A 24,087-nucleotide genomic window follows, 5' to 3' on the forward strand; every position below is an offset into this window, starting at 1 on the left:
CCCTCCTAGATAGGTTTACAGCTTTTCGGCAACACGTAGTTTTGCCGAACGTGCTCGATTGTTATGTTCTAATTCTTCTTCTGATGGCACAATTGGTTTTCTCGTAATTAACTTTAGTTCTGGTTTGTATTCATCCGGGATAATAGGCAATCCTTTTGGAAGGTCTGGTGTTTCACTGCCCTTCTTAAATATCACCTTACATATCCGATCCTCTAATGAGTGGAAAGTAATGACACTAATTCTTCCACCAGGATTCAGTAAATCAATTGCTTGATTTAACGAATCTTCAAATACACCTAATTCGTCATTAACTGCAATTCGGATGGCTTGAAAAATTCGTTTAGCTGGATGTCCACCTTTTCTTCGAGCCGGAGCCGGTATTCCCTCTTTGATTAAGTCTACTAGCTCTCCTGTTGTTGAAATTGGCTTTATTTCCCTTGCCGCCTCAATTTTCCTAGCAATTTGTTTGGAGAATTTCTCTTCTCCATACTTAAAAAATATTTTCACTAATTCTTCAAAACTCCAGGAATTAATAACATCGTATGCGGAGAGATCTGCCTGTTGATCCATTCTCATGTCTAAAGGGGCATCATGGTGATAACTAAATCCTCGTTCCGGTGTGTCTAATTGTGGGGAGGAAACGCCTAAATCATAAAGAACTCCATCAACCTTTTCAATCCCTCGCTTGTTTAATTCCTCTTGAAGGTATCGAAAATTACTTTTTACAATAATTAATTGCCCTTCATATGCTGCTAATTTTTCCTTTGCATTTTCAATAGCTACGTCATCTTGGTCAAAGGCAAATAATCTTCCTTCCTTTGACAACTTGGATAGGATAAGCCCACTATGCCCCGCTCCACCCATTGTACAGTCCACATATATACCATCAGGTTTAATATTGAGTCCATCAACCGTTTCGTGCAAAAGCACGGTAGTATGTTCAAACATTGTTGTCCACCTTTCGAATTACGCCCATGAATAGAATACTTAAATATCAAACCCAATCATATTCTCTGCAATTTCAGCAAAAGATTGCTCAGATTCTGTAAAGTATTCTTCCCATAATGTCTTACTCCAAATTTCAATTCGGTTTGAGACTCCGAGAACGACGCATTCTTTTTCAAGCTTTGCGTATTGCATTAGTGGAGTAGCAATGTTTATTCTTCCTTGTTTATCCACTTCACATTCAGTCGCACCTGAGAAGAAAAAACGGGTAAATGCACGAGCGTCTTTTTTAGTTAATGGTAACCCTTTGAGCTTTTCCTCAATCAGATCCCATTCACTAAGAGGATAACCAAATAAACATTGATCTAAGCCGCGTGTTAACACAAAGGTTTCTCCTAAGTGTTCACGGAACTTTGCAGGCACAATTAAGCGTCCCTTCGTATCAACATTATGATGGTATTCACCCATAAACATGCCCGCTACCCCCACTCTCTACCCTAAATGTACCACAATCCCCCACTTTCCTCCACATGTTTTTATAAATTCTCCCCACACTGATATTTTCCTGCAAAAATAGAATGAGAATGATTCCCCTTTTTCTTATAAAAACCTTTAAAATCATATAAAAATTTATAAAAACCGACAAAAAAGACCTTATCATAACGACAAGGTCTTTCCTAGTTTATAATTTTACCACTTGGTGACTACCATCAAACAAATACGATTGTGTTATTAATTCATCGATAAACGACAATCCGTACTGGTTAAGGAAATAAAAGAGGTTCCAAATTCTTTCTTGCGGTGAACCAGATGGCTTAAGTCTACGTTCGATTCGATTATATTTTTCTATAACCACTTCATGCTTTTGTAGCAACGCAAGTTCAAGTCGATTTTCCATAAAATCAATTTGCTTTAATAATAAGCTCTCATTTTTTTTCAACAATGGTAGCATGCCTTTATAATGCTGCTCTGTCTTTTTCTCAATTTCCAGGTAGTTCTTAACTAACTGGTCTTTTGTTTGAGCAAACAATGCTTGGAAACTACTGTCACGGTTGGTATCTAGAAATAATTCCTTTTGCTTTCCTGTTCCCGCAGTTAATACGTCTTCTAGCTTTAACCCTAATTCTTCCATGTCTGAGCTCACATTTCGTTCAATCAAACTAATGTTTAACCGCGGAACAATCGGAGGCATTTTCATATCAAAATGCTCAAACACTTCCTTTAACTCAGCCCAGTAAGCAATCTCTCCAGGTCCTGCAATAAAGGCTAATGTTGGAAACAGGCATTCTTGCATTAGAGGTCTTGTCACGACATTATTGCTTAAGCGTTCAGGAAACTCACTAGCAATCTCTAGCATTTCATCATATGAAAAAGAGATAGAACCAGACGCACCAACAAATTGTTTTTGTTCCGGAATATAATCTAATAAAATCCTCTCATGAGAAACTTCATCGTAATAAAAAAGGTTCGCACAAGAATCATTGATCACAATCGTTTGTGACATTCCTATACCTTCAAGCTCTTGCTGCTTCTTTTTTACTTTTTCAGTGATCTCTTTCGTACTTTTAATTTGATTAATAAAATATTCTTTTTCCAGTTTTCTTAATCCCTTATCACCGGAGTCAACGATTAGTAAACCATATTCTTTAAACAAACTCATCGTAATATGTGCAAAAAAGTCAACAAACGTTACTGAATTTTCAATAGCAGCATCAGCAAATTGAAGCAGGGATTTCGTGTGTTCCGTCTCCCCATAGGAGGAGATGATGTCAATAACCCAATTCTTTAAAACATCCTTCTTGATTTCAATATGGCTAACCATTCGTTTATCAAGAACTTTCTCAGGGTAGATTGACTTTTCAAGTTGATTTTCTTTTTCTACAAAAATATGATTCACTTCATCATAGTCGTGGTCTTCACCTGCTATCCAGAAAACCGGAACCACCGGGACAGATAGTTCAGCTTCCTGCTTCTTAGCAAATAAAATAATAGAGAGGATTTTATGTATACTGTATAGAGGTCCAGTTAAGATACCTGCTTGTTGTCCCCCGATGACCACCACGCTATCCGGGTTCCTTAGTTTAGAAATGGATGCAACAACTTCATTCGAACTCGGGAAATTACTCATATACTCCCCAATATAGTCAGCAAGCTCTTCCCTTTTAAAGCTTATATTTTCTAGATCTTTTACTCTTTCCTGATAGCTCGCTGTTTCTTGAAATTGATAATGAAATAACGGACGTATGAATGAATTCCCAGTACTATAATCGGTAGCAAACTGATTCGTTGATGGGAGAAAGAGATTAACCATCTCCATTTATGTACTTCCTTTCTCTTTACAGTATTTCTAATCTTCAGTATAGCACTGTGTTAATGGAAAATAAAAACCTTTGCATTTTCATTAAGCAATCAATTACGAAATCGATCTTGTCACACTTAAAAAGATACCTACGCATATTAATATGATATAGGCAGAGAAAAACAATAAGAAATTAAATCTCCAAAATCCCCGAAATACTTTTTTCAAATCAACTTCTTCATTTAATTTATACTGAAGGAGCAAAGATAGAATAGCCATGACAATCATTAAAATAAGAATAAGCCAGAATAATGAAAAGTCCCAGATCGTAACAATAAGATAATGAACAGAAAGGATAAAAAGTACTGTAGAGAAATCCAACGCAATATGAACTGCTTTTCTATGTTTTTTTGTCATTTGTTTAGCAATAACAAAAACAATAAAATAACCTATAATTGGAACAGTCACTAATGTGGCAAACACTGTAGCAAAAAAGCTTCCCATTTTACATCCTCTCCCCCTTTATTTCTTTTCCTTTAATACAATGATAAAAGGCTAAAGTGAGCGGCGCTTCTATGTCCTTTCTTTTTGCTTCCTCAAGCACGTACCCGAGAATGGCATCAATTTCTGTCCTTCTATCATTTTTTACATCCTTCAGCATAGAAGACTCGTTTTTTGCTGTATTTTTACACACGTGAACAAGATTTTCATAATATGCATGAGGGTCTAAACTCAGTGCCAGACAAACCTCATCAAACAACTGTTCAAATAGCATTTGATAGTATTTATTTGTTAATAGACTTCCATTGGTAACACCTAAAATAGCGGTTAAAGGATTAATTACTGCATTCACAACGAGCTTTTTTGTCAGCATGAACATGTAATCCTGTTCGAATTGAGCCGGAAAATTCTTGATGGACTGTAAGACAAGCTCATCAAGAATCCACAGGTCTCCTTCAACCGAACGAAGAATTGCTAGTTTTGTTACCCCTATCCCTGTATGACTCACGGAATGGTTATTTATTCTTAATGCTCCATGCTCAACGGAACCTATAAATAGGGACCTTGTATTTATTTTGTTCAAAAGAGATAAATGTCCCATTCCATTCTGAACAAACAATAGTGGTAAATTCTTAGGAAACGATAGATCCTTTACTATTTCTTCTAACATATATTCCTTCACACAAAGAATCACAAGTTCAATTTCATTTTCGTCCCATTCACTAATCGGTCGAACGTTAATGGGCAAACAGATAGATTCTTCACCGTTTTTCCTTACTATACCATTCGTACGTATACTTTCACTCTGATCCTCTGACCTCGTGTAAAGGATTACATCATTTTCTTCTTGTAAGTAAGAAGAAAACAAAAGACCTACTGCTCCACCGCCAATGATCGCAATTTTCATTCTATCTCCCTCGATGCGTCAATATTACTATTAGTTTACCAGAAGAAATTGAAAGAAGGTATTAGAAAGGTCATTCGTATCAAAAAAGACCTCCAAAAAGAGGTCTTTACTCACACCGGATACACCGGATGCTTTCTATTACTAAATACAACATCCTTTGTTTCATACATTGAAAATCTCTGAATCAATACATGACGTAAATCATTTGCTCCTACAACGTCATCCACGATTAATTCAGAAGCTAATTTATAAATATCAATATGCTCTTTATATTCTTCATGCTTCTGTTTCACAAAAGCTAAACGCTCCTTTGGATCAGAGATTTCATTAATTTTATTCGAGTACACTGCGTTTACCGCAGCCTCCGGACCCATGACAGCAATTTGAGCTGTTGGTAACGCAACACAATAATCAGGTTCAAATGCGGGGCCAGCCATCGCGTATAGTCCCGCACCATAAGCTTTTCTAACAATGACGGAGATTTTTGGAACGGTAGCTGAACTCATAGCAGCAATCAATTTTGCTCCGTGACGAATAATTCCAGCCCTTTCTACTTTTGTACCTATCATAAAGCCTGGAACATCTGCTAAAAACAATAACGGGATATGAAAGGCGTCGCATAATTGAATGAACTTTGCTCCTTTATCAGCTGAATCAATAAACAAGACACCACCTTTTACCTTTGGCTGATTGGCTATAATCCCTATAACCCTACCATTCATCCTAGCCAATCCGGTAATAAGTTCGCTTGCAAACAGCTTTTTAATTTCAAAAAAGCTTCCTTCATCCACCAATGTATTGATACAGTCATACATATTAAATGGTGCATTTTGATTTGAGGGTATGATCTCCTCCAGATGCTTTTCAAATTTCACATCCACGGCTTTGATTATACTTGGCGCCGCTTGATAGTTTTGAGGGAAGTATTGTAAATAGGTGATAGCTTTTTCAATGGCATCCTCTTCACTTTGAGCGAGTACATCCCCACAGCCACTGACTGAACAATGCATCCTTGCTCCACCCATCTCTTCTAATGTGACCTTTTCACCAATAACCTTTTCTGCCATACGCGGTGATCCAAGGTACATCGAGGCGTTACCATCGACCATAATCACAATATCACAAAAAGCAGGAATATAAGCCCCACCTGCTGCAGATGGACCAAACAAAATACAAATTTGAGGGATCATCCCTGATAACTTTACTTGATTGTGGAATATTTTCCCTGCTCCACGACGATTTGGGAACATCTCAAGTTGATCAGTAATCCGAGCCCCTGCGGAATCGACCAAGTATAGAAGTGGAACCTTTAATTTCTCAGCCACTTCCTGAATTCGAATAATCTTTTCTACCGTTCTAGCTCCCCATGAACCAGCTTTCACCGTGGAGTCATTGGCCATGACACAAACCGTTCGCCCTTTAATCTTCCCTAGAGCTGTAATGACACCATCTGCCGGAAGTTCCTCCTTTTGACAATTGGCAAACTTCCCATCCTCTTCATATAGGCCATCATCGAATAATAGCTCTAATCTTTTTCTGACAAAAAGCTTTTTTTGTTCCTCAAGTTTCTCATGATATTTCCTTTGACCACCTTCTTCAATCTTCCTAATTCTTTTCCCTAATTGTTCCGAAAAATGCTTCTCCATCTTTATCCCTCCTCGGCTGGTTCATGGAATTTACCCTTTATTCCAATACGATTAAGACGTCCCCTTCATTAACAAAATCACCCTCAGAAACCTTTATTTCCTTCACTATCCCTGCTTCTTGACTTTCCACAGGAATTTCCATTTTCATTGATTCCAGGATAACCATTTCTTGATTTCTTTCTACTTGATCCCCAACTGATATGTTGATTTGAAGAATAGTCCCAGCCATTGTTGAAGTAATTTGTAACATAAAAACTCCCCCTTGTTAGTTAAATTTTTTCACTGATAGGTAATTAGTAAAATACTTTCCAGTTTTAAAATCAGCATCGTTTATAATATGCTTAAATAATGGAGCATTGGTTTTAATTCCTTGAATTTGAAGTTGGTTAAAAAAACCAGATGCTTTCTCAATAGCCTCATTTCTGTTTTCCCCATGAACAATACATTTCGCGATCATTGGATCATAAAATGGAGTTACCACTACACCCTCTTTATATCCAGAGTCCACTCTCGTATCACCTTTCCCCCAATCCAATACCTCAATATGCCCCGGTGAAGGCAAAAAGCTCACAGGGTCTTCTGCATATAATCGAAACTCAATGGCATGCCCTTTTGATTCAAGCTCCTCCTGCTTATACGGCAATATTTCTCCCCTCGCTACGAGAATTTGCCATTCTACAAGATCCATGCCAGTAATAGCTTCTGTAACCGGATGCTCTACTTGTAATCTCGTATTCATCTCAAGGAAATAAAAATTCTCTTCCTCATCGACGATAAATTCCACAGTTCCAGCATTCTCATACCCTACTGCTTTTGCTGCCCGGACAGCCGCCTGTAGCATTTTCTCTTTAGCACCCTCTGTTAAAAATGGAGAAGGTGATTCTTCTACCACCTTTTGATGGCGACGCTGAATCGAACAATCCCTTTCAAATAAATGAACGATGTTACCAAGCTTATCACCAAAGATCTGGACTTCTATATGTCGTGCATATTGTATGTACTTTTCAACATAAACTTTTTCATTTGCAAAATATGTTTTTGCTCTTTTTTTGGTAGTTTCTAAGTTTTTACGTAGAGTTTTTTCATCCTCGCACCGAACCATTCCGATCCCACCACCACCTCCACTTGCTTTTAAGATCACAGGATAACCTATAGAATTAGCTGCTGCTACTGCCTCTTCTTCTGTCGTAAGCTCTTCATTACTGCCAGGTACAACAGGAATTCCTGCTTCCAACATCTTTTTACGTGAAAGAAGCTTATCTCCCATCATTTGTATAGTTTTGGAATTTGGACCAATAAAAATAGTACCCTCTTTTCGAATGATTTCAGCAAAGCTAGCATTTTCAGATAAGAATCCATACCCAGGATGAACAGCGTCAACCTTCTCTTTTTTAACAATATCTAATATTGCTTTCTGATTCATATAAGACTTTCCGACAGGAGCTTCACCTATTCGATAGGAGGTGGTTGCCTCAGATACAAAAGGTAAATCCTTGTCGGCATCTGAATAAATAGCAATGGTTTGTATACCCATTTTGTTGCATGTTTTAATTATTCTTGAAGCTATTTCTCCCCGATTAGCAATTAGAATCTTTTGCATCATTGTTCCCCTTTCTAATTGGACATTTAGGCATCTAAAATCATTTCTTCATGAGCAAGCCAATATCCTTCAAATTTTGAAAGCGTTTTCGTAAATAATAAAGCAGAATTTTTTGTTAATTTGTTATATAATTAAAGCAAGTCTAGTTCATATGCAGTAGTGAAGATTCCATTCATGTTTATTCAAGGGGAAATAAACTTATACAAAATAAAACGAATTTCACTGCAACAAGACAAGGGGGAAGCTATATGGGGTACAAGGTTGAAAAACTAAAAGTAAATTATAAAACGCTAGAAGAGTTTAAAAAGTTTAAGGAATATGGATTACAAGAGCTCTCGATGGTAGAAGATTTAGAGGCAAATATTATAGAGAACGATAGTGAATCTCCTTTTTACGGAATTTATTTTGGAGATAAGCTTGTAGCTCGTATGAGCTTATATCAAGTGGATGCAAAATACAACCGCTACTTTGTTCCACCGTGTGACTATTTAGAGCTTTGGAAGCTTGAAGTTTTACCAGATTACCAACACAAAGGGTACGGTTCTGCATTAGTAGCATTTGCGAAAAATATCGGTCTTCCAATCAAGACAAACCCAAGAGTAAATTCAAGAGAATTTTGGATTCATATGGGCTTTCAACCCGTTGAGTACGATCTCGGACGTGACTTTGGAGAAAATCCATTAATATGGTCAACCGATCTGGAAAAGGAATAGTAGCGAACAAATAGAAAAGCGGACATTTGTCCGCTTTATCTGTTTGTTCTTTATTTTTTCTGCCGGTCTTCTTCGTGTAATACTACCATCTTTCTAGCTCTCTCCATAATATCGATAAGCGCTTTATAATCTTGTTCCATGAGCTTTAGTTCCTTTTCAAGCTTCTCATTTTCTGCCGCTAAATAATAAAGCTGTTTTTCTAATTCTTGAATGTGCTTTTTATAGTTATCATGCTCTTCCTTTTGACTTGAATCTGCTTTCTCGTACAGTTCCTTTAAAAATGTAACAAGATCATTGAACTCTATTTGAAAGGAGCTAGTCTGTGTTACTTCTACAGCAGGTTGCTCATTCAATTCATTTTCTTCCAATTCCTCAAACTCACTTGGAGCAATAGCATTCTTCTTAAGTTCTTTTCTCTGTCTTTTTGCTATTTCAATTCCAGATTTGTATTGCTTACGTACGTATGAATTCCATCTGAATCCACAAGCAGCAGCGGTTCTTGAAAGTTGTTTTCCTACTTCCTCGAATGCTTGTAGCTGTGTTCCACCTCCTCTAATATTACGTAAAACTACTTCTGCAAGTAGCAAATCTTCATCTTGTGACCAAGCATCTTGACGATTTGTTGGCATTGTCAAATCCCTCCTAGTGTTTTTTATTCATTCATATGCTTCTACTAGGAAAGATAGACTGATAATGTAAGAGGTTTCGTAACAATTTCTCTTTTAAACGTAAAAAATGTTTATATATTACTATTTTTTCTGTTAATGAAACGGTTCACCTTCTCATGGTGGGCATCCTTTTCCCATAGAATGGAACATTGACGAACTTCCCTTAACACTTGCTCCTTCAACTTAAGTGGGTCTCTTCTACTAAGAACAATTTGCTTATAGGCTTGAAGCACATCTGTCTCTATGGACGGCATCGTCTCTAATCCAGACCGTAGGCCCTCCAAATGACTTCCTTCATACATAAAATCAATAAATCCCATTTCTTTTAATTCCGAAGCTTCGTATATTTTTGCTTTCATTAGCATTGATAGAGCTTGACTAGAAGACATCCTCTCAAGGAGCATCGTCCCCCCACCCCACCCCGTCGTAATGGCTAGATTTCCTTGTACAAATCCAGCTCTGGCACCAGAATGAGCAAATCGAAAATCACATGCGGCAGCAATTTCACACCCGCCACCGATTGCTATTCCGTTTATTAATGCAATGGTCGGCTTAGGAAGCATAAATAAGTCATACAGTATGTTTGCCATTCGAGAGAGCATCGCATATGCTTCTTCCTCAGTCTTTAATTTATGAAAAACAGACAAATCTCCACCAGAACAAAAGGCTTTATCTCCTTCACCTGTTACAACCAGTCCTAGATGGTTGGATTTCTTCACGGTATCGATAGCTTTTTGAAGCCCATCCATCACTTCAAAATTCACTGCATTTCTTCTTTCATGCCTCTTGATAACAAATTGTAAAAATCCTTCTTTTAATTCAATAATCTCATAAACCAAAAGAATCCCTCCAGCAGATAAAAGAGTAAAAAATAAAAAAATGCAAAAAGCGCCTTACTATTAAGTAAGACGCTTACGCCAATCAAATTAGTCGTTTACAACTTCTTTTCCTTTGTATGTTCCACAAGCTTTACATACACGGTGAGCAAGTTTCATTTCACCACAGTTTGGGCATGCTACCATACCAGGTACTTGTAGTTTAAAGTGAGTACGACGCTTTCTTTTCGCAGTTTTAGATGTTCTTCTAAAAGGTACAGCCATTCTTCCCACCTCCTTAAAGAGTATTAAGAAAGTTATGAAGTCCAAGTTTCCTCGAGCTTCAAATGTTTCTTGTCTTCTTCACATTCATTGTGAAGAAGGATCATTTTGATCCAGTAATTTCGCAAGTCCTGCTAGACGAGGATCAATCTTATCCTGCTTCTCCTGTTCATGAATAACTTCCCAATCTTTACCCGATTGAGGAGCACCATCCGTCCCAGTGTAGTCTTCACAAAATACTTGCATAGGCACTTCTAGCAAAAGGATTTCTTGTATGACCGGTAAAAGATCAATCACTTCACCTTTTACTTGATGAACTTCCTCTTCAAGCTCATAATCGAGTCCTTTTAAGAGGAAAGTTTCTGTTGTTTCGACATCAATTGGAAAATTCACGTCAACTAACGTACGAGAACAAGGCAACACGAGATAACCCTTTATTTTTAAATGAAAGGTTACTTTTGACGAATCTATATCAGCTCGTCCCGTCACACGAATTGGTGATACGCGACGTATGGTTGGATCAATCTTTATAATCTCTTCCATATTAACTGTTTCATCGACAGGAAAGTCCTTGCTTCGATATTTTTGTAACTGACTTAATGTCCATTTCATACGAATCACCTCAAGGCAACAAAGGTAATTATAGCTTTCATATAATTATTTGTCAATATTTTTTCTTTACACTATAATGTAGACATTAAACACTGTTTTTAATCGTAAAAAAGCATTATTTGCTTATTATCTTTATTTTTCACAATAAAATCAAGGAGTTTTTTATGAAGGCTGTTGGAGTAGTAGTTGAGTACAACCCATTTCATAACGGACATTTCTACCATGTAGAACAATCAAAGATATTGTCAGGTGCTGATGTGGTCATTGCTGTCATGAGCGGTCCCTTTTTACAACGTGGAGAACCTGCCCTATTATCAAAGTGGCAACGCGCTAAGATGGCTTTATTAGGTGGAGTTGATATTGTCTTTGAACTTCCTTACGCTTTTGCCACACAAAAGGCAGAGATTTTTGCTCGTGGAGCGATTGACATTTTAGCTGCTTCAGGTTGTGATTATGTCTGCTTTGGTAGCGAATCGGGTCATTTAGAAGACTTTTATTCTACACTAAATTTTATAAATACCCATCAAGAAACGTTTGACCATCATATCAAAAAGAATATGGATGAGGGAATGAGCTATCCAAGAGCAACTTCTTCCGCTTTCCAAGAGCTTAGACCCTCCAGTCAGATGATGGACCTTTCAAAACCAAACAATATTCTTGGCTTTCAATATATTCGAGCAATTGAAGAATTAAACCTAAGCTTAACACCGCTTACGGTAGCCAGAAAAAATGCGGATTATCATGATCAAGAATTATCGTCCACCCATATTGCAAGTGCAACAAGCATTCGTAAATCTATCTTTACGAATAATGGACGATTGGATGAACTTTCTTCTTATGTCCCTAACACAACCTACACTGAACTTGTGGACTATAATAGACAGTTCGGGCAATTTCTTCAATGGGAAAACTTTTGGCCACTTCTTCAGTATCGTTTATTAACAACTGATCAAAATGATCTTGCTAAAATTTACGAAGTAGAAGAAGGCATTGAAAATCGAATCTTACAACTGGTTGAAAAAGCTAGTTCATTTTCTGAGTTTATGACGTTGCTAAAAACAAAAAGATATACATGGACACGTTTGCAACGGCTTTGCGTTCATATTCTAACAAATACAAGTAAAGAGCAAATACGAGACCTGAGCGACCGTGCTAGCTATCTACGCCTACTCGGGATGACAGATTTGGGAAGGCAGTATTTAAACAAGTGGAAAAAGCACAGTAGCCTACCAATTGTCTCAAGACTTGCCTCCTACAAAGGAAAAGAGATTGAGCTTGATATTAAGGCGGCTAAAACATATGCACTCGGATTCGAGAAAGCCTATCGTCACATTGCTTTATCCTTAGACTATAAGAGTGCGCCTATGTTCATTACAAAAAAAGAAGAATAGCTCGGGAGGCTATTCTTCTTTTTGCTTTAATGCTTCTAAATACGTTATTGCATCTTCAAATGTATTAATTGGAACGATTTTCATCTTTGTATCAATATCCTTTGCCGTTTGGACAGCTGCTAAGTAGTTTGAATTCGCAGCCCCATCTTCATTTGGTGCAAAGAAAATTTCAGCATCTGCTTTATCTGCAGCAATTACCTTTTGTTCAATGCCTCCGATACGTCCGACTGTTCCGTTTACATCGATTGTTCCTGTCCCTGCGATATTGTATCCTTTAGTTAAATCCTCTTTTACCAATTGATTATATATTTCTAGAGAGAACATGAGTCCCGCTGAAGGGCCTCCAATATCACTCGTCTCAACTGTAACCTCTGGATCCACAATAATTTCTTTATCATCCACTAAACCAATTCCTACACCAACCTTTGTTTGATCAGCTTCAAATGCTTTTAATGGAAGAGTAACATTTTCTTCTTTCTCATTACGTTCAAAATATAAAGTGATTGTATCCCCTGCTTGTTTATCACCTACATAGGTAATAAACTCTTCTGAAGATTTAAAGTTAAGTTCATCTACTTGAAAAATACGATCACCAGGCTCTAATTGCCCCATCGCAGGCATTCCATCCATTACACTTAATACATAAACTCCATTATATTCAAATGAAATCGGTTTATTCGCTTTTTTATAAGCTACCTCAATAGCTGCAAGCTTAGAGGTTGACATTGAATGCAACTGCCTAACTTTATATTCCTCATCACTTTCTTCTTCCGCTCGAATGGCTGATAGAGGATAGATTTCTTGGTACTCACTGATTTTTGCTAACAAATACGTATAAATATTTGCTTGCCCCATGACAACCGTAGTAAGCATGAAGCTCCCTTCTTCCTTGTACCCACCTTCCACCTCAATAATAGGTTCGAGTTCCTTTGCCATTCCGGGCTTTGTTATATAATAGGGTAGTGAAAAAAAGGCGCCGACTAGTAAAGCGATGGCTATTGTATATAGTACAGCACGCCCGATCCATTTTTTGTTCATTTTATTCTAGTACCCCTTCCAATTACTTAGCAGCTCTTTTATCTTCGGTACGGTTTTTAGAGCCTCTTCTTCACCAATTGCAATAATCTCTTCGATATTTGTAAACGCGCGAGAATTAAACATTTGTACAGGAGGACGAATCATAATATCAGACTTTACTTCCCGATTTGAAACGAGCTCCATTTGCATAATGTCAATACTTTGCATAATCACATCATAAATTGTTGTAATTTCTGCTGTGGATTTTACTGGACTAACATCAACCGCAACAATAATATCTGCACCCATATCTTCCACGACAGAAACCGGAATTCGATCAACAACGCCCCCGTCTACAAGTAAGCGACCATTATGCTTTTCTGGCACAAAGATTCCAGGAATAGAGATGCTAGCCCGTACTGCATCAGCTATTGGGCCCTGCCTGAAAACGACCTTTTCACCAGTCATTAAATCAGTCGCTATCACTGCAACAGGGATGTCTAATTCTTCAATATTTTTTCCATGAGTAAATACTCGGATAAGCTCCTTTACTCGTTTTCCAGCAACAAAGCCCATCTTGGGTACAGTATAATCTAAATAATATTTTCTTTTAAATGCTTTAGAAAGCTTATATAGCCTCTCTACATCTAATCCTGCACCATAAAAACAGCCGACAAGTGCCCCCATGCTGCTTCCAGCAACAAAATCGATAGGGATTCCTTCAGCTTGTAACACTTTAATTACACCTAAATGGGCAAAGCCTCTTGCCCCACCAGAACCAAGTGCTAATCCAATTTTCGGACGAGACAAGTACTCCTCCCCCTTTAAAAAGATTGTGTTACACATTCTAATCTTATGGTCTATTTTCATTTTGTATGAGTATATTGATTTATGAGGACAAGACCTATTAAAGAAATTCGTATTTGTAACCTTCCATGTAGGGGTCCCCACTTTTCTCATATTTTATCACTTCTTTCCATACTTGCACAGTAAGTTCACCTTCAAGGGAGGATATAGGTGTGTTTCGATCGAGACTAAAAACCGTAGTATTAGCACTATCCGTAACATTAATGGCCATTTCGTTGATAGCATTCCCACAAGAATCTGTTGATGCATCAATTCGTGGCTTAGACATGTGGTGGGAGATTGTCTTTCCTTCTTTGCTTCCTTTTTTTATCGTTTCAGAAATGCTTATAGGTTTTGGAGTTGTTAAGTTTATCGGAGTATTATTAGAGCCCCTGATGCGCCCACTATTTAAAGTACCTGGTGTAGGAGGCTTTGTTTGGGCAATGGGGATGGCATCTGGATACCCTTCAGGAGCTAAACTCACTGCTAGATTAAGACAAGAAGGACAATTAACTAAAATAGAAGCAGAAAGATTAGTTTCCTTTACGAATTGCTCTAACCCCCTCTTTATATTTGGAGCTGTTTCCATTGGTTTTTTTGGAAATGCAAAACTCGGCTTTCTATTGGCATTAGCGCACTATTTAGGCAATATTACGGTTGGGTTAATTATGAGATTTTACGGAAATGACACGGAGGAGAAAAAACGTACCAAGGAGCAAAAATTCTCTATTACTCTCGCATTAAGAGAATTGCATCGTACAAGATTGAAAGAACAGAGACCTTTAGGCCGTATGCTCGGTGATGCCGTTATGTCATCTGTGCAGACATTACTTATGATTGGCGGATTTATCATATTATTTTCAGTGATAAACAAGCTTTTGTTCCATCTACACATCACCGCTTTTTTAGGACAGTTTGTTGAATTTATCCTTGTAAGCTTGCATTTACCCGATGTATTAAGCATTCCATATATTTCTGGATTGTTTGAGATTACCTTGGGAAGTCAGCTAACTAGTCAGGTTCAGGAAGCAACCCTTATGCAACAAGCGGTTATTACTAGTTTTATACTTGCCTTTAGCGGATTTAGTGTACAGGCACAAGTAGCAAGTATCACCTCTCAAACCGATATTGCGTTTAAGCCTTTTTTTATTGCTCGTATTATGCATGGTTTTTTTGCTGCAATATATGCCTTTTTGCTATGGGGAACCGTTTATGAAAGACTGGCAAAAAGTGATCAGCCCTCAAACGCCATACCCGTGTCTGTCCTAGAAACAGGATCTTGGGCTTTAAACACGTACTCTTACCTAGCACAAATCGGTCCACTCGTGACCATTGTTTCTCTAGTAATCTATATTTTTGTTTATACAAGAAGATTAAATGTAAAATGAAAACGAGCACTTCTAGGTGCTCGTTTTCTTATGTATTTATTTGACTGTGTTCTTCTCCATTAGTGCTTTTTCTACTAGAGGTGGAACCAATTCAGATATTTTCCCTTTGTATTTTGCTACTTCTTTTACAATGCTTGAGCTTAAGAAAGAATACTGACTATTCGTCATGATAAAGAATGTCTCAATTTGGTCATTTAAAACTCTATTCATACTAGTGATTTGCATTTCATATTCAAAGTCCGAAACGGCTCGTAATCCACGAATAATGGCACTTGCCCCGACTGAACTAGCATAATCCACAAGTAACCCCTGAAATGAGTCGACCTTCACATTCGGCAAGTGCTTTGTGACTTCTCGGATCATTTCCGTACGTTCTTCAACTGAAAATAAAGGTTTTTTAGATGAATTACTTAAGACTACGACAAAAACCTCGTCAAATACTTTAGCACCTCGTGTAATAATATCTAGATGGCCGTATGTAATCGGGTCAAAACTCCCTGGACAAACAGCAATACTTGCCATAAGATGTCACTCCCTATTCTTCTTCCGATTTAAGTGCATAAATTGAAATAGATATGATCCCATAATTCTCAAATTTCATTTGCTGCAAACTTCCAACCTCAACAGGAAGGACAACATCCTTTGAGTGTTCACAAACAATAATTCCATTATTCGTAAGGAGTTTTTCATTTTGTATGGTTTCAAGCAAGTGCTCAAGTTGTTGTTTCTTATATGGAGGATCAAGAAAAATATAGTCAAACTTGATCTCCCTTTTCATTATTGCTTTTAAAGCTCGATCCGCATCGTTTCTATATACTTCTGATTGATCTAATAACCCACATGTTTGTAGGTTCTCCTTAATTGTAGCTATTGCCTTTCCATCACGATCGACAAAAATTACGTTTTCTACTCCGCGACTCAGCGCTTCAATCCCAAGACTACCGCTACCAGCAAATAAATCCAGTCCTATTCCACCATTGAAATAAGGCCCTATGATATTAAAAATCGATTCTTTCACTTTATCTGTAGTAGGTCTTGTTGAGTTTCCAGGAACCGCTTTCAATGCTATCCCTTTATATTCACCAGATACAACCCTCATTGTCTCACCACTATCAATTCATAATCATGTAAATTTCCTTCTTATCCTATCATAATGTCCTTATGAAGCCAATAGTTGTAACTTATAAAGAAAATATCGTTTTTTCGTGTATATCCATCCAAGGAGTGGAAATAATGTAAATAACAACATCTATTCGAGATGTTGTTGCCAACCGCGGAGAAGACTTACGTTTCCCCATAAGTTCTTCCTCCGGTTTCTCCTCTCCCTTTGCCTTCTATCCAGTAGGATATAGAAGGACCCTGCAGAAAATTTTCTGCAGGGTTTTCTTTTTTTAATGGGTTGATTCCTTCAGATAAACCGTATTCTCATCCTCATCAATCTGTATGTTAAACAATGAGGTTAACCATTGATAATCAATATAAATGGTATCATTAATCATCGTCAGTGGATTTTCTAACAGTCCATAGTCTTCTTCATTATAAATAAAGATATTTTGATTAACGTAAAAGCGATAACTATTTAGTCCCTTTGTAAGCAATAAGGTCTCATGATCAGAAAGAACCTTTACTTGAAAACCTAGGGATGATAACGTCTCCTCAAATGGGAAAAGTTTTTGATCTCCCATATAAATAATGTGAAGATTCTTCTGAACTTTACCCTTTACAGAAATATTTCTCTTTTCTAAGAAATATAACGGAATCAATTTCGTGTCTTCATTTTTATTTTCATCAAAGAAGCTTGTTTGTTTCCCCGTTACACCTGCAAGTACTTCATCTAAATATGGAGGAGTATAAAGTGTTTCCTCTGACAAAAACGTTTGGAGATAGCTCTCTAACTCCTTTTCAGTCAGCTTCGATTTTAATTCTTGGATTGCTTGATTACTTTTAGAAATTTGGCTTTCCATGTTTAATAACAAGGACACATGAAGATCAACTAACCAGCTTTGTTCCATCGGAAGATTCTCAAACTTTAATTTTAATAATGAGTAAAGTAGTTTCTTTTCTATCATTTCTGGTTTTATGTTTGGACGAGTAATCATTATTCCGTTGCCATTGCCCTCTTGTAGCTCGTTGGTTATTATCACAGATACATGAGGTCTGTTAGAGATCTGCTGTAAGGAGTTAAATATTGGGTGAAGATTTCCCTCCTCCTCGGAGTAAATCATAAGCTTCCTGTCGACTTCTTCTTGTAATAAAGAATCAGCCTGCCAATAAAGGGAGGGATTAGCTAATTGGCCCTCAAATACATAATAATCAATAAGATCAAGCTTTTTGTTTCCTTTTAAGGGAATACCCATTACCCATGTTCCATTTCTTTTTGTTGAATCGATAAGCTCGACCTTTGTTTCAGTCACTTGTACATTTGAAAACGAAGCTAACCATTGATTAAAAAGAAAGGCTTTTTCATTTACTTTTATCGGTAGTGTGAATTGTATTTGGATATTTCCTTTACTATCAGGTTTAAGTGATGTTTCACTTTCTTCCTGTCTTCCACATTCACTTCCATCCTCAAGAAGACATTTCCAGGAAATTACTTCACTAGGAAGTACAAAATGAATTTCCTTTTTTCCTCTAAGACCACTTAGCTTTTGCGTGATTACTAATATGTCTGTTTCTGTTTGAATAGAAATCCTTTGATTCGCATTCTCCATGTCAGCAGGCTGTTCAAGTTCTTTTGAATAGGCATCCCATTGCCAAAATAACAAGCCACTGATAACAGCTGATAATATGATAAAAAATGTGAACGGTATCTTCCACATATCCATTCCCCTTGTTAAAATCTCTTAAATCTCTTACCATTACAATAGCAGATAGAGAGAATCACGTCACACAGTATTTTTGAAAGAAATACGAAATTTGACTTAGTTCGACACCACTCTGCAAGTCCATATACAAAAAAAGGAGGTCATTTCATTGATCCAGAGGTTTATTGAATTAGGAGAGGGCTATTCAGATATATACGAGTTACTAGAAATTGCTAAAGCAAATAAACATCGACTCATGCATTTCATGGCGTTACATACAGAAATAAATAAAAGATCAGTCACTTCATTAGTCGTTGTTTTAAAGCCCACTGATCCTGGCAACTTCCAACCACTGTATGTTTGTCGTGAAGGAATTCCGAATCCACATGTGACAAAAAACAAGCGTTTTGAGTTATTTGAAAAGTTAGCTAGTGAATATAGGAAAGAAATTATTCAATTTGATGTAAAACCTTCTACTGATTTTTCGGAAAAGGAATTATTCTATCAATATATAATAGGCATCTTGCGTTTAAATCATTATATCGCTCCACTACAATAAAAGATCAGGAGGTTATCCCCTCCTGATCTTTTATATTCCCATTTTATAGTCGTATTCCTTTGCCTTATCTGGTCTCGAATTCTCGTATTCAACCTTTAAGAAAGGTTTAAAGGATGGCTCGACTTTTTTAACAAAGGAGTAGCTTTTTATTTTTTCCATGACTGTTTCCGTTTCATCTTGATTGCAATATAAGACCACGTACTTCAATCTTTTTGATACGTAATGAACATTCCCAAATTTGCGAAGCATTTTCGCTTGCTTAAGAGAAAATAGCCATACAATAATTCCTTGACGTTGACCTAGCATCGCTTTACTCCTTTTTAATTACACAATTGTCTTTTTATTCTAACACATACATGTGCATAAAAAAAGCATAGGAATTCTCCTATGCTTACAGTTAATTTATGAACATCCACAGCTACCGCCTGTGCTGCAACCTCCACCACAACTTGATTCAAAGAAAGGATTTCCGGTTGGAACTTTAATAAAGTCAGAAACTGACCGACCTATAAGTACACTTATTTCATCAAGAAGTGCTTGTAGATCATTCTCCGCTTTTTTGAATTCAGCTACATTAAGGTCGAGATCGACTTCTCTCTTCAAGTTGCGGATTTCCATCATGACAGTTTTATAGTCAGGATGGTATCTTCCAAAACGTTCCACCTCTTCATAACGATCCTTCATTTGTATGAACGCTTTAATTTTGTTTTGTGTTTCTCTATCTTTTTTTACTTTATTCAAGCATATATTATAAGCCTCAACGACGGTTGACTCTAGCACCATTGAAGCCAATTCTTCTGCATACTCTAGAATTTCTATAGTTTCTGATGTAGCAAGCAATCCGCTCACCTCCGATTCATATTTTACCATGAATGAGCGAAGAAATGAACTTTTTACATCCTACCTTATGAGAACTTCAAAATCTTTTATCATATCTTCTTGTTTTTGATTTTTTTCAACTACTTGTAATTGAATTTGGTGAGAGCCTTTTGAAAGCCCTTTAATAATAAAGGCAGCTGTTGTTACTACTTTTTTCTGTTTCCCATCCACAGAGACAATTAAGCTCGTATTACGATTGGTAAATGAAATATCAGGAATAAAACACTCAACGTAAACATTATTTCTCTTCACATGATGCTGAACTGTAAATGAATGTTCCAATTTCATTCCTAATACGACCACATCATTTTCTGCTCGTACAGTGTGCATAGGAACAATAGATATTTCTTTTTTCACTTCAGGATCTGGGATATCTTTATGACAAGCATTTAACATAAGTCCAATCAGAAAAACACATACCATTTTCTTTACCAACTTTGCTGCCCCCAATCACACAATTTTACATATTTTGTGCAATTATCAGCAAGCTTAGTCAAAAATCCAACCAAAAAGCCTTCAAACTCTTGTAAAGTGAAGGCTGCTTATTGGTTACTATTCATGGCTTGAAACATGCTCATCATCATATTCGCCATTTGCACACTATGATTGAGTTGCTCCACACGATGAGGAATGGTCTTTTTATAATGGTGTAATGCTGAAATTTCAAAGCTTTGTATGTCATGTGGATTTCTTCCTAGCTTTCTGTACCAAATGGGCTGTTCCCTTAAGAATTGTTTTAATTGCGGTTGCATACGTAAATACTCATTAATTTCTTCTCTCATCTAATAGCCCCCTTCTAATCTTGTCTAAAGTGAAACGGATGTGACGGTGGGCTTACATTTTTTTTAGGTGGATTTGGGCTACTATTCCCTCCTTGTAGGGAGGAAATCACACCTTGAATCGCACCTAAGGCAGAACTAATACTCACGATATGATGTTGAAGCTGGTTTGGATCCATATTCCTTACAGCACCTAGTACCGTTGACATCCAGTCCTTTTTAGATGATTCTTCCGTTGAAGTTTCTTTTGTAGATTCCGTTGATTGGCTACGATGATCATCAGTTCCATCTTCTTTAGAATCCTCCTCACCGAATAGATACCATTCCTCGTATAACTCTTGCCAAGTATTTGTCCCGCTTCTAACCTGCTTAATAAGTTCAGGGTGGGCTCGAACATACTCCTTGAACTTTTGTACGGAAGGATGTAGTTGCTTTTTGGCCATTTTATTTCACCTCAACATAAACGAATGCCTATAATACGATATGAAAAAAAGAAAAATATGTGCACCAAAGATTTCATGATAAAATGGAAAGGATAGGAAAGATAAAGGGAGGGATATAATGGAAAATATACAAAAACAAATCCAAGACATTACTCTTCATGCTACGGAGCATGATTTACAATTGCTAGAACAATTATTAAAAAGTTTTCAACTTTGGAAATCTGGTAATAACACCACGTTTATCTCTAGCCTTTTGCAAATGGAACGGAAAATATCGGATGATGATTGTGAAATAACCATTCCTATTTCTCCACTTTTATATAATACTTTGCATATTGTACATGGAGGAATGACCGCAACTTTGCTTGATACAGCAATGGGTGTATTAGCAAATTCACTTGTCCCTGAAGGGTATGGTGCCGTCACAACTCAGTTGAATATAAATTATATTGCCGCTGGAATTGGAGAACATATGGTCTGTACAGCGAAAATGGAACATAAAGGCTCAAAAACACTCGTATTATCCGCAGAAATTCACCGTTCAGATGGTGTTAAGATAGCCATTGGGACAGGTAGTTTTCTTGTCATTGAAAAAAAAAATATAGGGTGAACCCACTTGGTAACTGCCATTGTAATACCTATCATTATTATTTATTTTTATCTTATTTCAAAGCGTGAGTTACAATCTCATACGGAGCAATGGTTAGCATTAGAGCAAGTATATGAAGAAGCAATTGTAACAGGAAAGATTCATCAAATAAATATAACAAAAGAACGTTTTTATTATCATCGATATATACATATAGTCAAACTCACACTTATTCATAACGGGACAACAACTGTTGTCTCAAAGATTACTCCAATTGTAAAAGGGAAAGTCCTTACCAATGATTTCGAGATCGGAGTTGAAGTGCGAGTGTACGGTAATTGGAAGGAAGGTCATTTTCGATTTGGTAGATATGATATACTTTAAAGTAAAAAAAGGAGCACTCAGCTCCTTTTTGTCATTCTTTCCAAGCTTGGATAAAGTTTTGCGTGTAATACTTTTTATACACACCTACTCCGATATGGGTAAAGTCTTCGTTTAATAAGCTTTCCCGGTGACCTTTACTATTTAACCAGCCTTCCATAACTGCTGGAGCATCCGCATAGTTTGCGGCAATATTCTCACCAGCTACCTGATAAAAAACTTCCCCGGCCTCTAAGCGATCGGTGAGCTCGCCGAACTTTTCAGATGTATGCGAAAAAGTATTGCTTTCTTCCATATCCTTGCTATGTCCATAGGCTACTGTTGCCGTTTTCTCGTCCCACTGTAAGCTAGCCAGTCCAAATCTCATTCTCATAATATTTGTAATATCATATATTTGTTTTTCATTTGCATCCTCTACTTTTTCATCTGGTACCATCTCATCTGGTTCAATCTCTTGCAACTCACCAAAATAAACCAGTTCATATGGTCTTAGCTTCAATAAAGTTTCTGCATCCATTACCCTAAAACTAGATAATGTAGCCGTAAATTTATCAATATAGAGTTGAACGAAAATATCCCCCATTTTCAACAATGGCCTTGTATTTAGATCCGATTCTGATAATTCAAATTGATAGGAACTCCCCTCAAAATCTAACCCTATTTCTGTTTCTACATAACTAGAAGAAAAGATTTCATCTACATGTTGGCCTATCTTAAAGGGACTTATATTCACTTCCGAACCGATGGCATAAACGGTTACTACCTTCCCGTCTTTCACACCAATCTGAGAATAATTTGCAGGGTCTGCATTATAAATCCACCAATCAAACCCATAATAAGTCTGATCTACTCTGTTAGGTTGGCCTAGGTTTTCCTCTAAGGTTTCTTTAGACATTCCGATATAAGTAGAAACTCCGTCCGTTGGTCTTTCAGAGTTTGTTCCTTCATCGCTCGAATTATTTGAAATGTCCTGGTTACTTCCTTTCTTTTGCGTACCGTCTTCTACGAGTATCTCCTCGTCACCATTTTGAATATTTAAATAAAATACAATTCCTAAGATAGCAGTAATCAATATCAATATTCTTCCTAAACTTCTCAGAGGCCATCCTCCTCTCTATCATTCTTTCTATCATTGTATGCAAGCATTATATAAATAGTATAGTATTTCATAGAAAATAAAATAGGATAATAAAGTAGTTATTATCTTATTATACCCTACCAGGCTCTGTACATAAATAAAATAAAGACACCAAAAGGTGCCTTTATTAATGCATGTCAGAAGAAGTATGTTCGGAAATGTCAGATAAGGCCTTACCGGCTTGATAGTCGGTGATCTTTTCAACAGCCAAATCCCCTAGAGCTACTATTCCAACTAGTTTTTTTCCTTCTGTTACTGGAAGACGTCGAATTTGATGCTTGGCCATTAATTCAGCTGCCTCTCTAGCAGTTGTTTCAGGTGATACCGTTATAATCTGCTTACTCATGATATCTTCGACTTTTGTCGAACCAGGATGTTTTTCAGCAACACCTCTAACGACAATATCACGATCGGTAATCATTCCGATTAACTTATCACCATCGACAATTGGAATCGCACCTACGTTTAGCTCTTTCATTTTAAGTGCGACCTCGTACACATTATCAAGAAGCGTGCAGCATTCGACTTCCTTAGTCATCAACTCATTTATGGTCTTCATCCTAAGCCCTCCTAAAAAATATCATCATTTTTATCGTTCCCTTTTGTATGGTCAACTATTCCGCAGTGTATATGAGAAAACATATGTTACTTTTGTGAACGTTCTCATTGCAACTTCCTATAATTTCTACTATTATTAAAAATGAAGAATTTATCGTTACATATTGAACATTTCAGTTTCAAGTAGACGGGGATCGTGTTTGGTAGTGTCAAAAGTTCTATGAAAACTATGTAAAGTATTAGATCACTTCCATTGGGGGGACGTGAGGCCCCGCAATCGCTCTTGACAAACAGTCGAAAAAGGTTGCGATAAAAGTATCAAGGGCG

Annotated in this window: 30 protein-coding genes; 6 read left to right on the forward strand and 24 right to left on the reverse strand. The window is 37.0% G+C overall.

The window, feature by feature from the left end; translation table 11 throughout:
- Positions 1-15: 15 nt before the first annotated feature.
- The 8 genes from rsmH to ACFFHF_RS05940 all read right to left on the reverse strand — a co-directional run bounded on the left by rsmH (position 16) and on the right by ACFFHF_RS05940 (position 7,898).
- Complete coding sequence (gene rsmH / locus ACFFHF_RS05905) at positions 16-948, reverse strand: 16S rRNA (cytosine(1402)-N(4))-methyltransferase RsmH (protein ID WP_160545679.1); 933 nt, start codon at positions 946-948, stop codon at positions 16-18.
- 39 nt (positions 949-987) lie between these two features.
- A complete protein-coding gene (gene mraZ / locus ACFFHF_RS05910) occupies positions 988-1,419 on the reverse strand; it encodes a division/cell wall cluster transcriptional repressor MraZ (RefSeq protein WP_160545680.1) in 432 nt (143 codons plus the stop codon).
- Positions 1,420-1,627: 208 nt separating this feature from the next.
- Positions 1,628-3,262 carry a bacillithiol biosynthesis cysteine-adding enzyme BshC gene (gene bshC / locus ACFFHF_RS05915; protein WP_160545681.1) on the reverse strand — a complete coding sequence of 545 codons (1,635 nt, stop codon included), beginning with the start codon at positions 3,260-3,262 and terminating at the stop codon, positions 1,628-1,630.
- A gap of 96 nt (positions 3,263-3,358) precedes the next feature.
- Positions 3,359-3,748: a DUF3397 domain-containing protein gene (locus tag ACFFHF_RS05920; RefSeq protein WP_160545682.1), complete on the reverse strand. Its 390-nt coding sequence runs from the start codon at positions 3,746-3,748 to the stop codon at positions 3,359-3,361.
- 1 nt (position 3,749) lies between these two features.
- Positions 3,750-4,652, reverse strand: coding sequence for a 2-dehydropantoate 2-reductase (locus ACFFHF_RS05925; RefSeq protein ID WP_160545683.1), 903 nt, complete (start codon positions 4,650-4,652; stop codon positions 3,750-3,752).
- A 110-nt stretch (positions 4,653-4,762) separates the two neighbouring features.
- Positions 4,763-6,298 (reverse strand): carboxyl transferase domain-containing protein, encoded by a 1,536-nt coding sequence (locus ACFFHF_RS05930; RefSeq protein WP_160545684.1) that lies wholly within the window; start codon positions 6,296-6,298, stop codon positions 4,763-4,765.
- A 37-nt stretch (positions 6,299-6,335) separates the two neighbouring features.
- A complete protein-coding gene (locus ACFFHF_RS05935) occupies positions 6,336-6,548 on the reverse strand; it encodes an acetyl-CoA carboxylase biotin carboxyl carrier protein subunit (RefSeq protein WP_160545685.1) in 213 nt (70 codons plus the stop codon).
- A 15-nt stretch (positions 6,549-6,563) separates the two neighbouring features.
- Positions 6,564-7,898, reverse strand: a complete 1,335-nt coding sequence (locus ACFFHF_RS05940; protein WP_160545686.1) for an acetyl-CoA carboxylase biotin carboxylase subunit — start codon at positions 7,896-7,898, stop codon at positions 6,564-6,566.
- 248 nt (positions 7,899-8,146) lie between these two features.
- Here ACFFHF_RS05940 and ACFFHF_RS05945 point away from each other — a divergent pair, with 248 nt between their 5' ends.
- On the forward strand, positions 8,147-8,611 hold the full coding sequence (locus ACFFHF_RS05945; protein WP_160545687.1) for an N-acetyltransferase: 465 nt from the start codon (positions 8,147-8,149) through the stop codon (positions 8,609-8,611).
- Between the two features lie 50 nt (positions 8,612-8,661).
- Here the strand turns inward: ACFFHF_RS05945 and ACFFHF_RS05950 are convergent, their stop codons facing one another.
- The 4 genes from ACFFHF_RS05950 to ACFFHF_RS05965 form a co-directional block, all read right to left on the reverse strand.
- On the reverse strand, positions 8,662-9,240 hold the full coding sequence (locus ACFFHF_RS05950; protein ID WP_160545688.1) for an RsfA family transcriptional regulator: 579 nt from the start codon (positions 9,238-9,240) through the stop codon (positions 8,662-8,664).
- Positions 9,241-9,350: 110 nt separating this feature from the next.
- Entirely contained in the window at positions 9,351-10,118 is a 768-nt protein-coding gene (locus tag ACFFHF_RS05955) for an enoyl-CoA hydratase-related protein (protein ID WP_160545689.1), read from the reverse strand.
- Between the two features lie 87 nt (positions 10,119-10,205).
- Complete coding sequence (gene rpmF / locus ACFFHF_RS05960; protein WP_023615018.1) at positions 10,206-10,379, reverse strand: 50S ribosomal protein L32; 174 nt, start codon at positions 10,377-10,379, stop codon at positions 10,206-10,208.
- Between the two features lie 84 nt (positions 10,380-10,463).
- Positions 10,464-10,988: a YceD family protein gene (locus ACFFHF_RS05965; RefSeq protein WP_160545690.1), complete on the reverse strand. Its 525-nt coding sequence runs from the start codon at positions 10,986-10,988 to the stop codon at positions 10,464-10,466.
- Between the two features lie 164 nt (positions 10,989-11,152).
- On the opposite strand from ACFFHF_RS05965, the gene ACFFHF_RS05970 reads away from it, so the two are divergent.
- Entirely contained in the window at positions 11,153-12,379 is a 1,227-nt protein-coding gene (locus tag ACFFHF_RS05970) for a nucleotidyltransferase (protein ID WP_160545691.1), read from the forward strand.
- 9 nt (positions 12,380-12,388) lie between these two features.
- Here ACFFHF_RS05970 and ACFFHF_RS05975 read toward each other — a convergent pair whose 3' ends face one another.
- On the reverse strand, positions 12,389-13,417 hold the full coding sequence (locus ACFFHF_RS05975; RefSeq protein WP_160545692.1) for a SepM family pheromone-processing serine protease: 1,029 nt from the start codon (positions 13,415-13,417) through the stop codon (positions 12,389-12,391).
- 6 nt (positions 13,418-13,423) lie between these two features.
- On the reverse strand, positions 13,424-14,206 hold the full coding sequence (locus tag ACFFHF_RS05980) for a patatin-like phospholipase family protein (protein ID WP_160545693.1): 783 nt from the start codon (positions 14,204-14,206) through the stop codon (positions 13,424-13,426).
- A gap of 209 nt (positions 14,207-14,415) precedes the next feature.
- Here ACFFHF_RS05980 and spoVV point away from each other — a divergent pair, with 209 nt between their 5' ends.
- Positions 14,416-15,630: a dipicolinic acid transporter SpoVV gene (gene spoVV, locus ACFFHF_RS05985; RefSeq protein WP_377057698.1), complete on the forward strand. Its 1,215-nt coding sequence runs from the start codon at positions 14,416-14,418 to the stop codon at positions 15,628-15,630.
- Between the two features lie 36 nt (positions 15,631-15,666).
- On the opposite strand, the gene coaD is transcribed toward spoVV, so the two are convergent.
- From coaD to ACFFHF_RS06000, 3 genes are all read right to left on the reverse strand, one after another.
- The gene (gene coaD, locus ACFFHF_RS05990; RefSeq protein ID WP_160545694.1) at positions 15,667-16,152 is read right to left on the reverse strand and encodes a pantetheine-phosphate adenylyltransferase; all 486 of its coding nucleotides are present in this window, start codon (positions 16,150-16,152) and stop codon (positions 15,667-15,669) included.
- Between the two features lie 13 nt (positions 16,153-16,165).
- Positions 16,166-16,729, reverse strand: coding sequence for a 16S rRNA (guanine(966)-N(2))-methyltransferase RsmD (gene rsmD / locus ACFFHF_RS05995; RefSeq protein WP_160545695.1), 564 nt, complete (start codon positions 16,727-16,729; stop codon positions 16,166-16,168).
- Between the two features lie 292 nt (positions 16,730-17,021).
- Positions 17,022-18,449, reverse strand: coding sequence for a stalk domain-containing protein (locus ACFFHF_RS06000; protein WP_160545696.1), 1,428 nt, complete (start codon positions 18,447-18,449; stop codon positions 17,022-17,024).
- 154 nt (positions 18,450-18,603) lie between these two features.
- On the opposite strand from ACFFHF_RS06000, the gene ACFFHF_RS06005 reads away from it, so the two are divergent.
- Positions 18,604-18,993, forward strand: a complete 390-nt coding sequence (locus tag ACFFHF_RS06005) for a DUF7147 family protein (RefSeq protein ID WP_160545697.1) — start codon at positions 18,604-18,606, stop codon at positions 18,991-18,993.
- Positions 18,994-19,023: 30 nt separating this feature from the next.
- Here ACFFHF_RS06005 and ACFFHF_RS06010 read toward each other — a convergent pair whose 3' ends face one another.
- The 5 genes from ACFFHF_RS06010 to ACFFHF_RS06030 form a co-directional block, all read right to left on the reverse strand.
- Positions 19,024-19,299 carry a YlbG family protein gene (locus ACFFHF_RS06010; protein ID WP_160545698.1) on the reverse strand — a complete coding sequence of 92 codons (276 nt, stop codon included), beginning with the start codon at positions 19,297-19,299 and terminating at the stop codon, positions 19,024-19,026.
- Positions 19,300-19,395: 96 nt separating this feature from the next.
- Positions 19,396-19,833: a YlbF/YmcA family competence regulator gene (locus tag ACFFHF_RS06015; RefSeq protein ID WP_160545699.1), complete on the reverse strand. Its 438-nt coding sequence runs from the start codon at positions 19,831-19,833 to the stop codon at positions 19,396-19,398.
- Positions 19,834-19,893: 60 nt separating this feature from the next.
- Positions 19,894-20,307, reverse strand: coding sequence for a hypothetical protein (locus ACFFHF_RS06020; protein ID WP_160545700.1), 414 nt, complete (start codon positions 20,305-20,307; stop codon positions 19,894-19,896).
- 107 nt (positions 20,308-20,414) lie between these two features.
- Positions 20,415-20,654 carry a YlbE-like family protein gene (locus ACFFHF_RS06025; protein WP_160545701.1) on the reverse strand — a complete coding sequence of 80 codons (240 nt, stop codon included), beginning with the start codon at positions 20,652-20,654 and terminating at the stop codon, positions 20,415-20,417.
- A gap of 14 nt (positions 20,655-20,668) precedes the next feature.
- The gene (locus ACFFHF_RS06030; RefSeq protein WP_160545702.1) at positions 20,669-21,094 is read right to left on the reverse strand and encodes a YlbD family protein; all 426 of its coding nucleotides are present in this window, start codon (positions 21,092-21,094) and stop codon (positions 20,669-20,671) included.
- Positions 21,095-21,212: 118 nt separating this feature from the next.
- Between ACFFHF_RS06030 and ACFFHF_RS06035 the strand changes: the two genes are divergently transcribed.
- Both ACFFHF_RS06035 and ACFFHF_RS06040 read left to right on the forward strand, forming a co-directional pair.
- Complete coding sequence (locus tag ACFFHF_RS06035; protein ID WP_160545703.1) at positions 21,213-21,704, forward strand: PaaI family thioesterase; 492 nt, start codon at positions 21,213-21,215, stop codon at positions 21,702-21,704.
- A 6-nt stretch (positions 21,705-21,710) separates the two neighbouring features.
- Positions 21,711-22,067 carry a hypothetical protein gene (locus ACFFHF_RS06040; protein ID WP_340903093.1) on the forward strand — a complete coding sequence of 119 codons (357 nt, stop codon included), beginning with the start codon at positions 21,711-21,713 and terminating at the stop codon, positions 22,065-22,067.
- A 31-nt stretch (positions 22,068-22,098) separates the two neighbouring features.
- Here ACFFHF_RS06040 and ACFFHF_RS06045 read toward each other — a convergent pair whose 3' ends face one another.
- Together ACFFHF_RS06045 and ACFFHF_RS06050 are read right to left on the reverse strand one after the other, a co-directional pair.
- Positions 22,099-23,136 (reverse strand): CAP domain-containing protein, encoded by a 1,038-nt coding sequence (locus ACFFHF_RS06045; RefSeq protein ID WP_340903092.1) that lies wholly within the window; start codon positions 23,134-23,136, stop codon positions 22,099-22,101.
- 193 nt (positions 23,137-23,329) lie between these two features.
- Positions 23,330-23,761 carry a CBS domain-containing protein gene (locus ACFFHF_RS06050; RefSeq protein WP_160545705.1) on the reverse strand — a complete coding sequence of 144 codons (432 nt, stop codon included), beginning with the start codon at positions 23,759-23,761 and terminating at the stop codon, positions 23,330-23,332.
- Positions 23,762-24,087 lie beyond the last annotated feature (326 nt).

Source organism: Robertmurraya beringensis (genome assembly GCF_042433785.1).
Classification (GTDB): Bacteria; Bacillota; Bacilli; order Bacillales; family Cytobacillaceae; genus Robertmurraya_A; species Robertmurraya_A beringensis.

Excerpts from the sequence above, each read along its gene's own strand:
- ACFFHF_RS06010 (WP_160545698.1), bottom strand. The coding sequence starts at position 19,299 with ATGCTAGGTCAACGTCAAGGAATTATTGTATGGCTATTTTCTCTTAAG.
- ACFFHF_RS05925 (WP_160545683.1), bottom strand. The coding sequence starts at position 4,652 with ATGAAAATTGCGATCATTGGCGGTGGAGCAGTAGGTCTTTTGTTTTCT.
- ACFFHF_RS05930 (WP_160545684.1), bottom strand. The coding sequence starts at position 6,298 with ATGGAGAAGCATTTTTCGGAACAATTAGGGAAAAGAATTAGGAAGATT.
- bshC (WP_160545681.1), bottom strand. The coding sequence starts at position 3,262 with ATGGAGATGGTTAATCTCTTTCTCCCATCAACGAATCAGTTTGCTACC.
- ACFFHF_RS06050 (WP_160545705.1), bottom strand. The coding sequence starts at position 23,761 with ATGAAGACCATAAATGAGTTGATGACTAAGGAAGTCGAATGCTGCACG.
- rpmF (WP_023615018.1), bottom strand. The coding sequence starts at position 10,379 with ATGGCTGTACCTTTTAGAAGAACATCTAAAACTGCGAAAAGAAAGCGT.
- ACFFHF_RS05935 (WP_160545685.1), bottom strand. The coding sequence starts at position 6,548 with ATGTTACAAATTACTTCAACAATGGCTGGGACTATTCTTCAAATCAAC.
- ACFFHF_RS05950 (WP_160545688.1), bottom strand. The coding sequence starts at position 9,240 with ATGCCAACAAATCGTCAAGATGCTTGGTCACAAGATGAAGATTTGCTA.
- ACFFHF_RS05940 (WP_160545686.1), bottom strand. The coding sequence starts at position 7,898 with ATGCAAAAGATTCTAATTGCTAATCGGGGAGAAATAGCTTCAAGAATA.
- ACFFHF_RS05965 (WP_160545690.1), bottom strand. The coding sequence starts at position 10,988 with ATGAAATGGACATTAAGTCAGTTACAAAAATATCGAAGCAAGGACTTT.
- ACFFHF_RS05970 (WP_160545691.1), top strand. The coding sequence starts at position 11,153 with ATGAAGGCTGTTGGAGTAGTAGTTGAGTACAACCCATTTCATAACGGA.
- ACFFHF_RS05945 (WP_160545687.1), top strand. The coding sequence starts at position 8,147 with ATGGGGTACAAGGTTGAAAAACTAAAAGTAAATTATAAAACGCTAGAA.
- mraZ (WP_160545680.1), bottom strand. The coding sequence starts at position 1,419 with ATGTTTATGGGTGAATACCATCATAATGTTGATACGAAGGGACGCTTA.
- ACFFHF_RS05975 (WP_160545692.1), bottom strand. The coding sequence starts at position 13,417 with ATGAACAAAAAATGGATCGGGCGTGCTGTACTATATACAATAGCCATC.
- rsmH (WP_160545679.1), bottom strand. The coding sequence starts at position 948 with ATGTTTGAACATACTACCGTGCTTTTGCACGAAACGGTTGATGGACTC.
- ACFFHF_RS06000 (WP_160545696.1), bottom strand. The coding sequence starts at position 18,449 with ATGTGGAAGATACCGTTCACATTTTTTATCATATTATCAGCTGTTATC.
- rsmD (WP_160545695.1), bottom strand. The coding sequence starts at position 16,729 with ATGAGGGTTGTATCTGGTGAATATAAAGGGATAGCATTGAAAGCGGTT.
- ACFFHF_RS06025 (WP_160545701.1), bottom strand. The coding sequence starts at position 20,654 with ATGAGAGAAGAAATTAATGAGTATTTACGTATGCAACCGCAATTAAAA.
- ACFFHF_RS06035 (WP_160545703.1), top strand. The coding sequence starts at position 21,213 with ATGGAAAATATACAAAAACAAATCCAAGACATTACTCTTCATGCTACG.
- ACFFHF_RS05920 (WP_160545682.1), bottom strand. The coding sequence starts at position 3,748 with ATGGGAAGCTTTTTTGCTACAGTGTTTGCCACATTAGTGACTGTTCCA.
- coaD (WP_160545694.1), bottom strand. The coding sequence starts at position 16,152 with ATGGCAAGTATTGCTGTTTGTCCAGGGAGTTTTGACCCGATTACATAC.
- ACFFHF_RS06030 (WP_160545702.1), bottom strand. The coding sequence starts at position 21,094 with ATGGCCAAAAAGCAACTACATCCTTCCGTACAAAAGTTCAAGGAGTAT.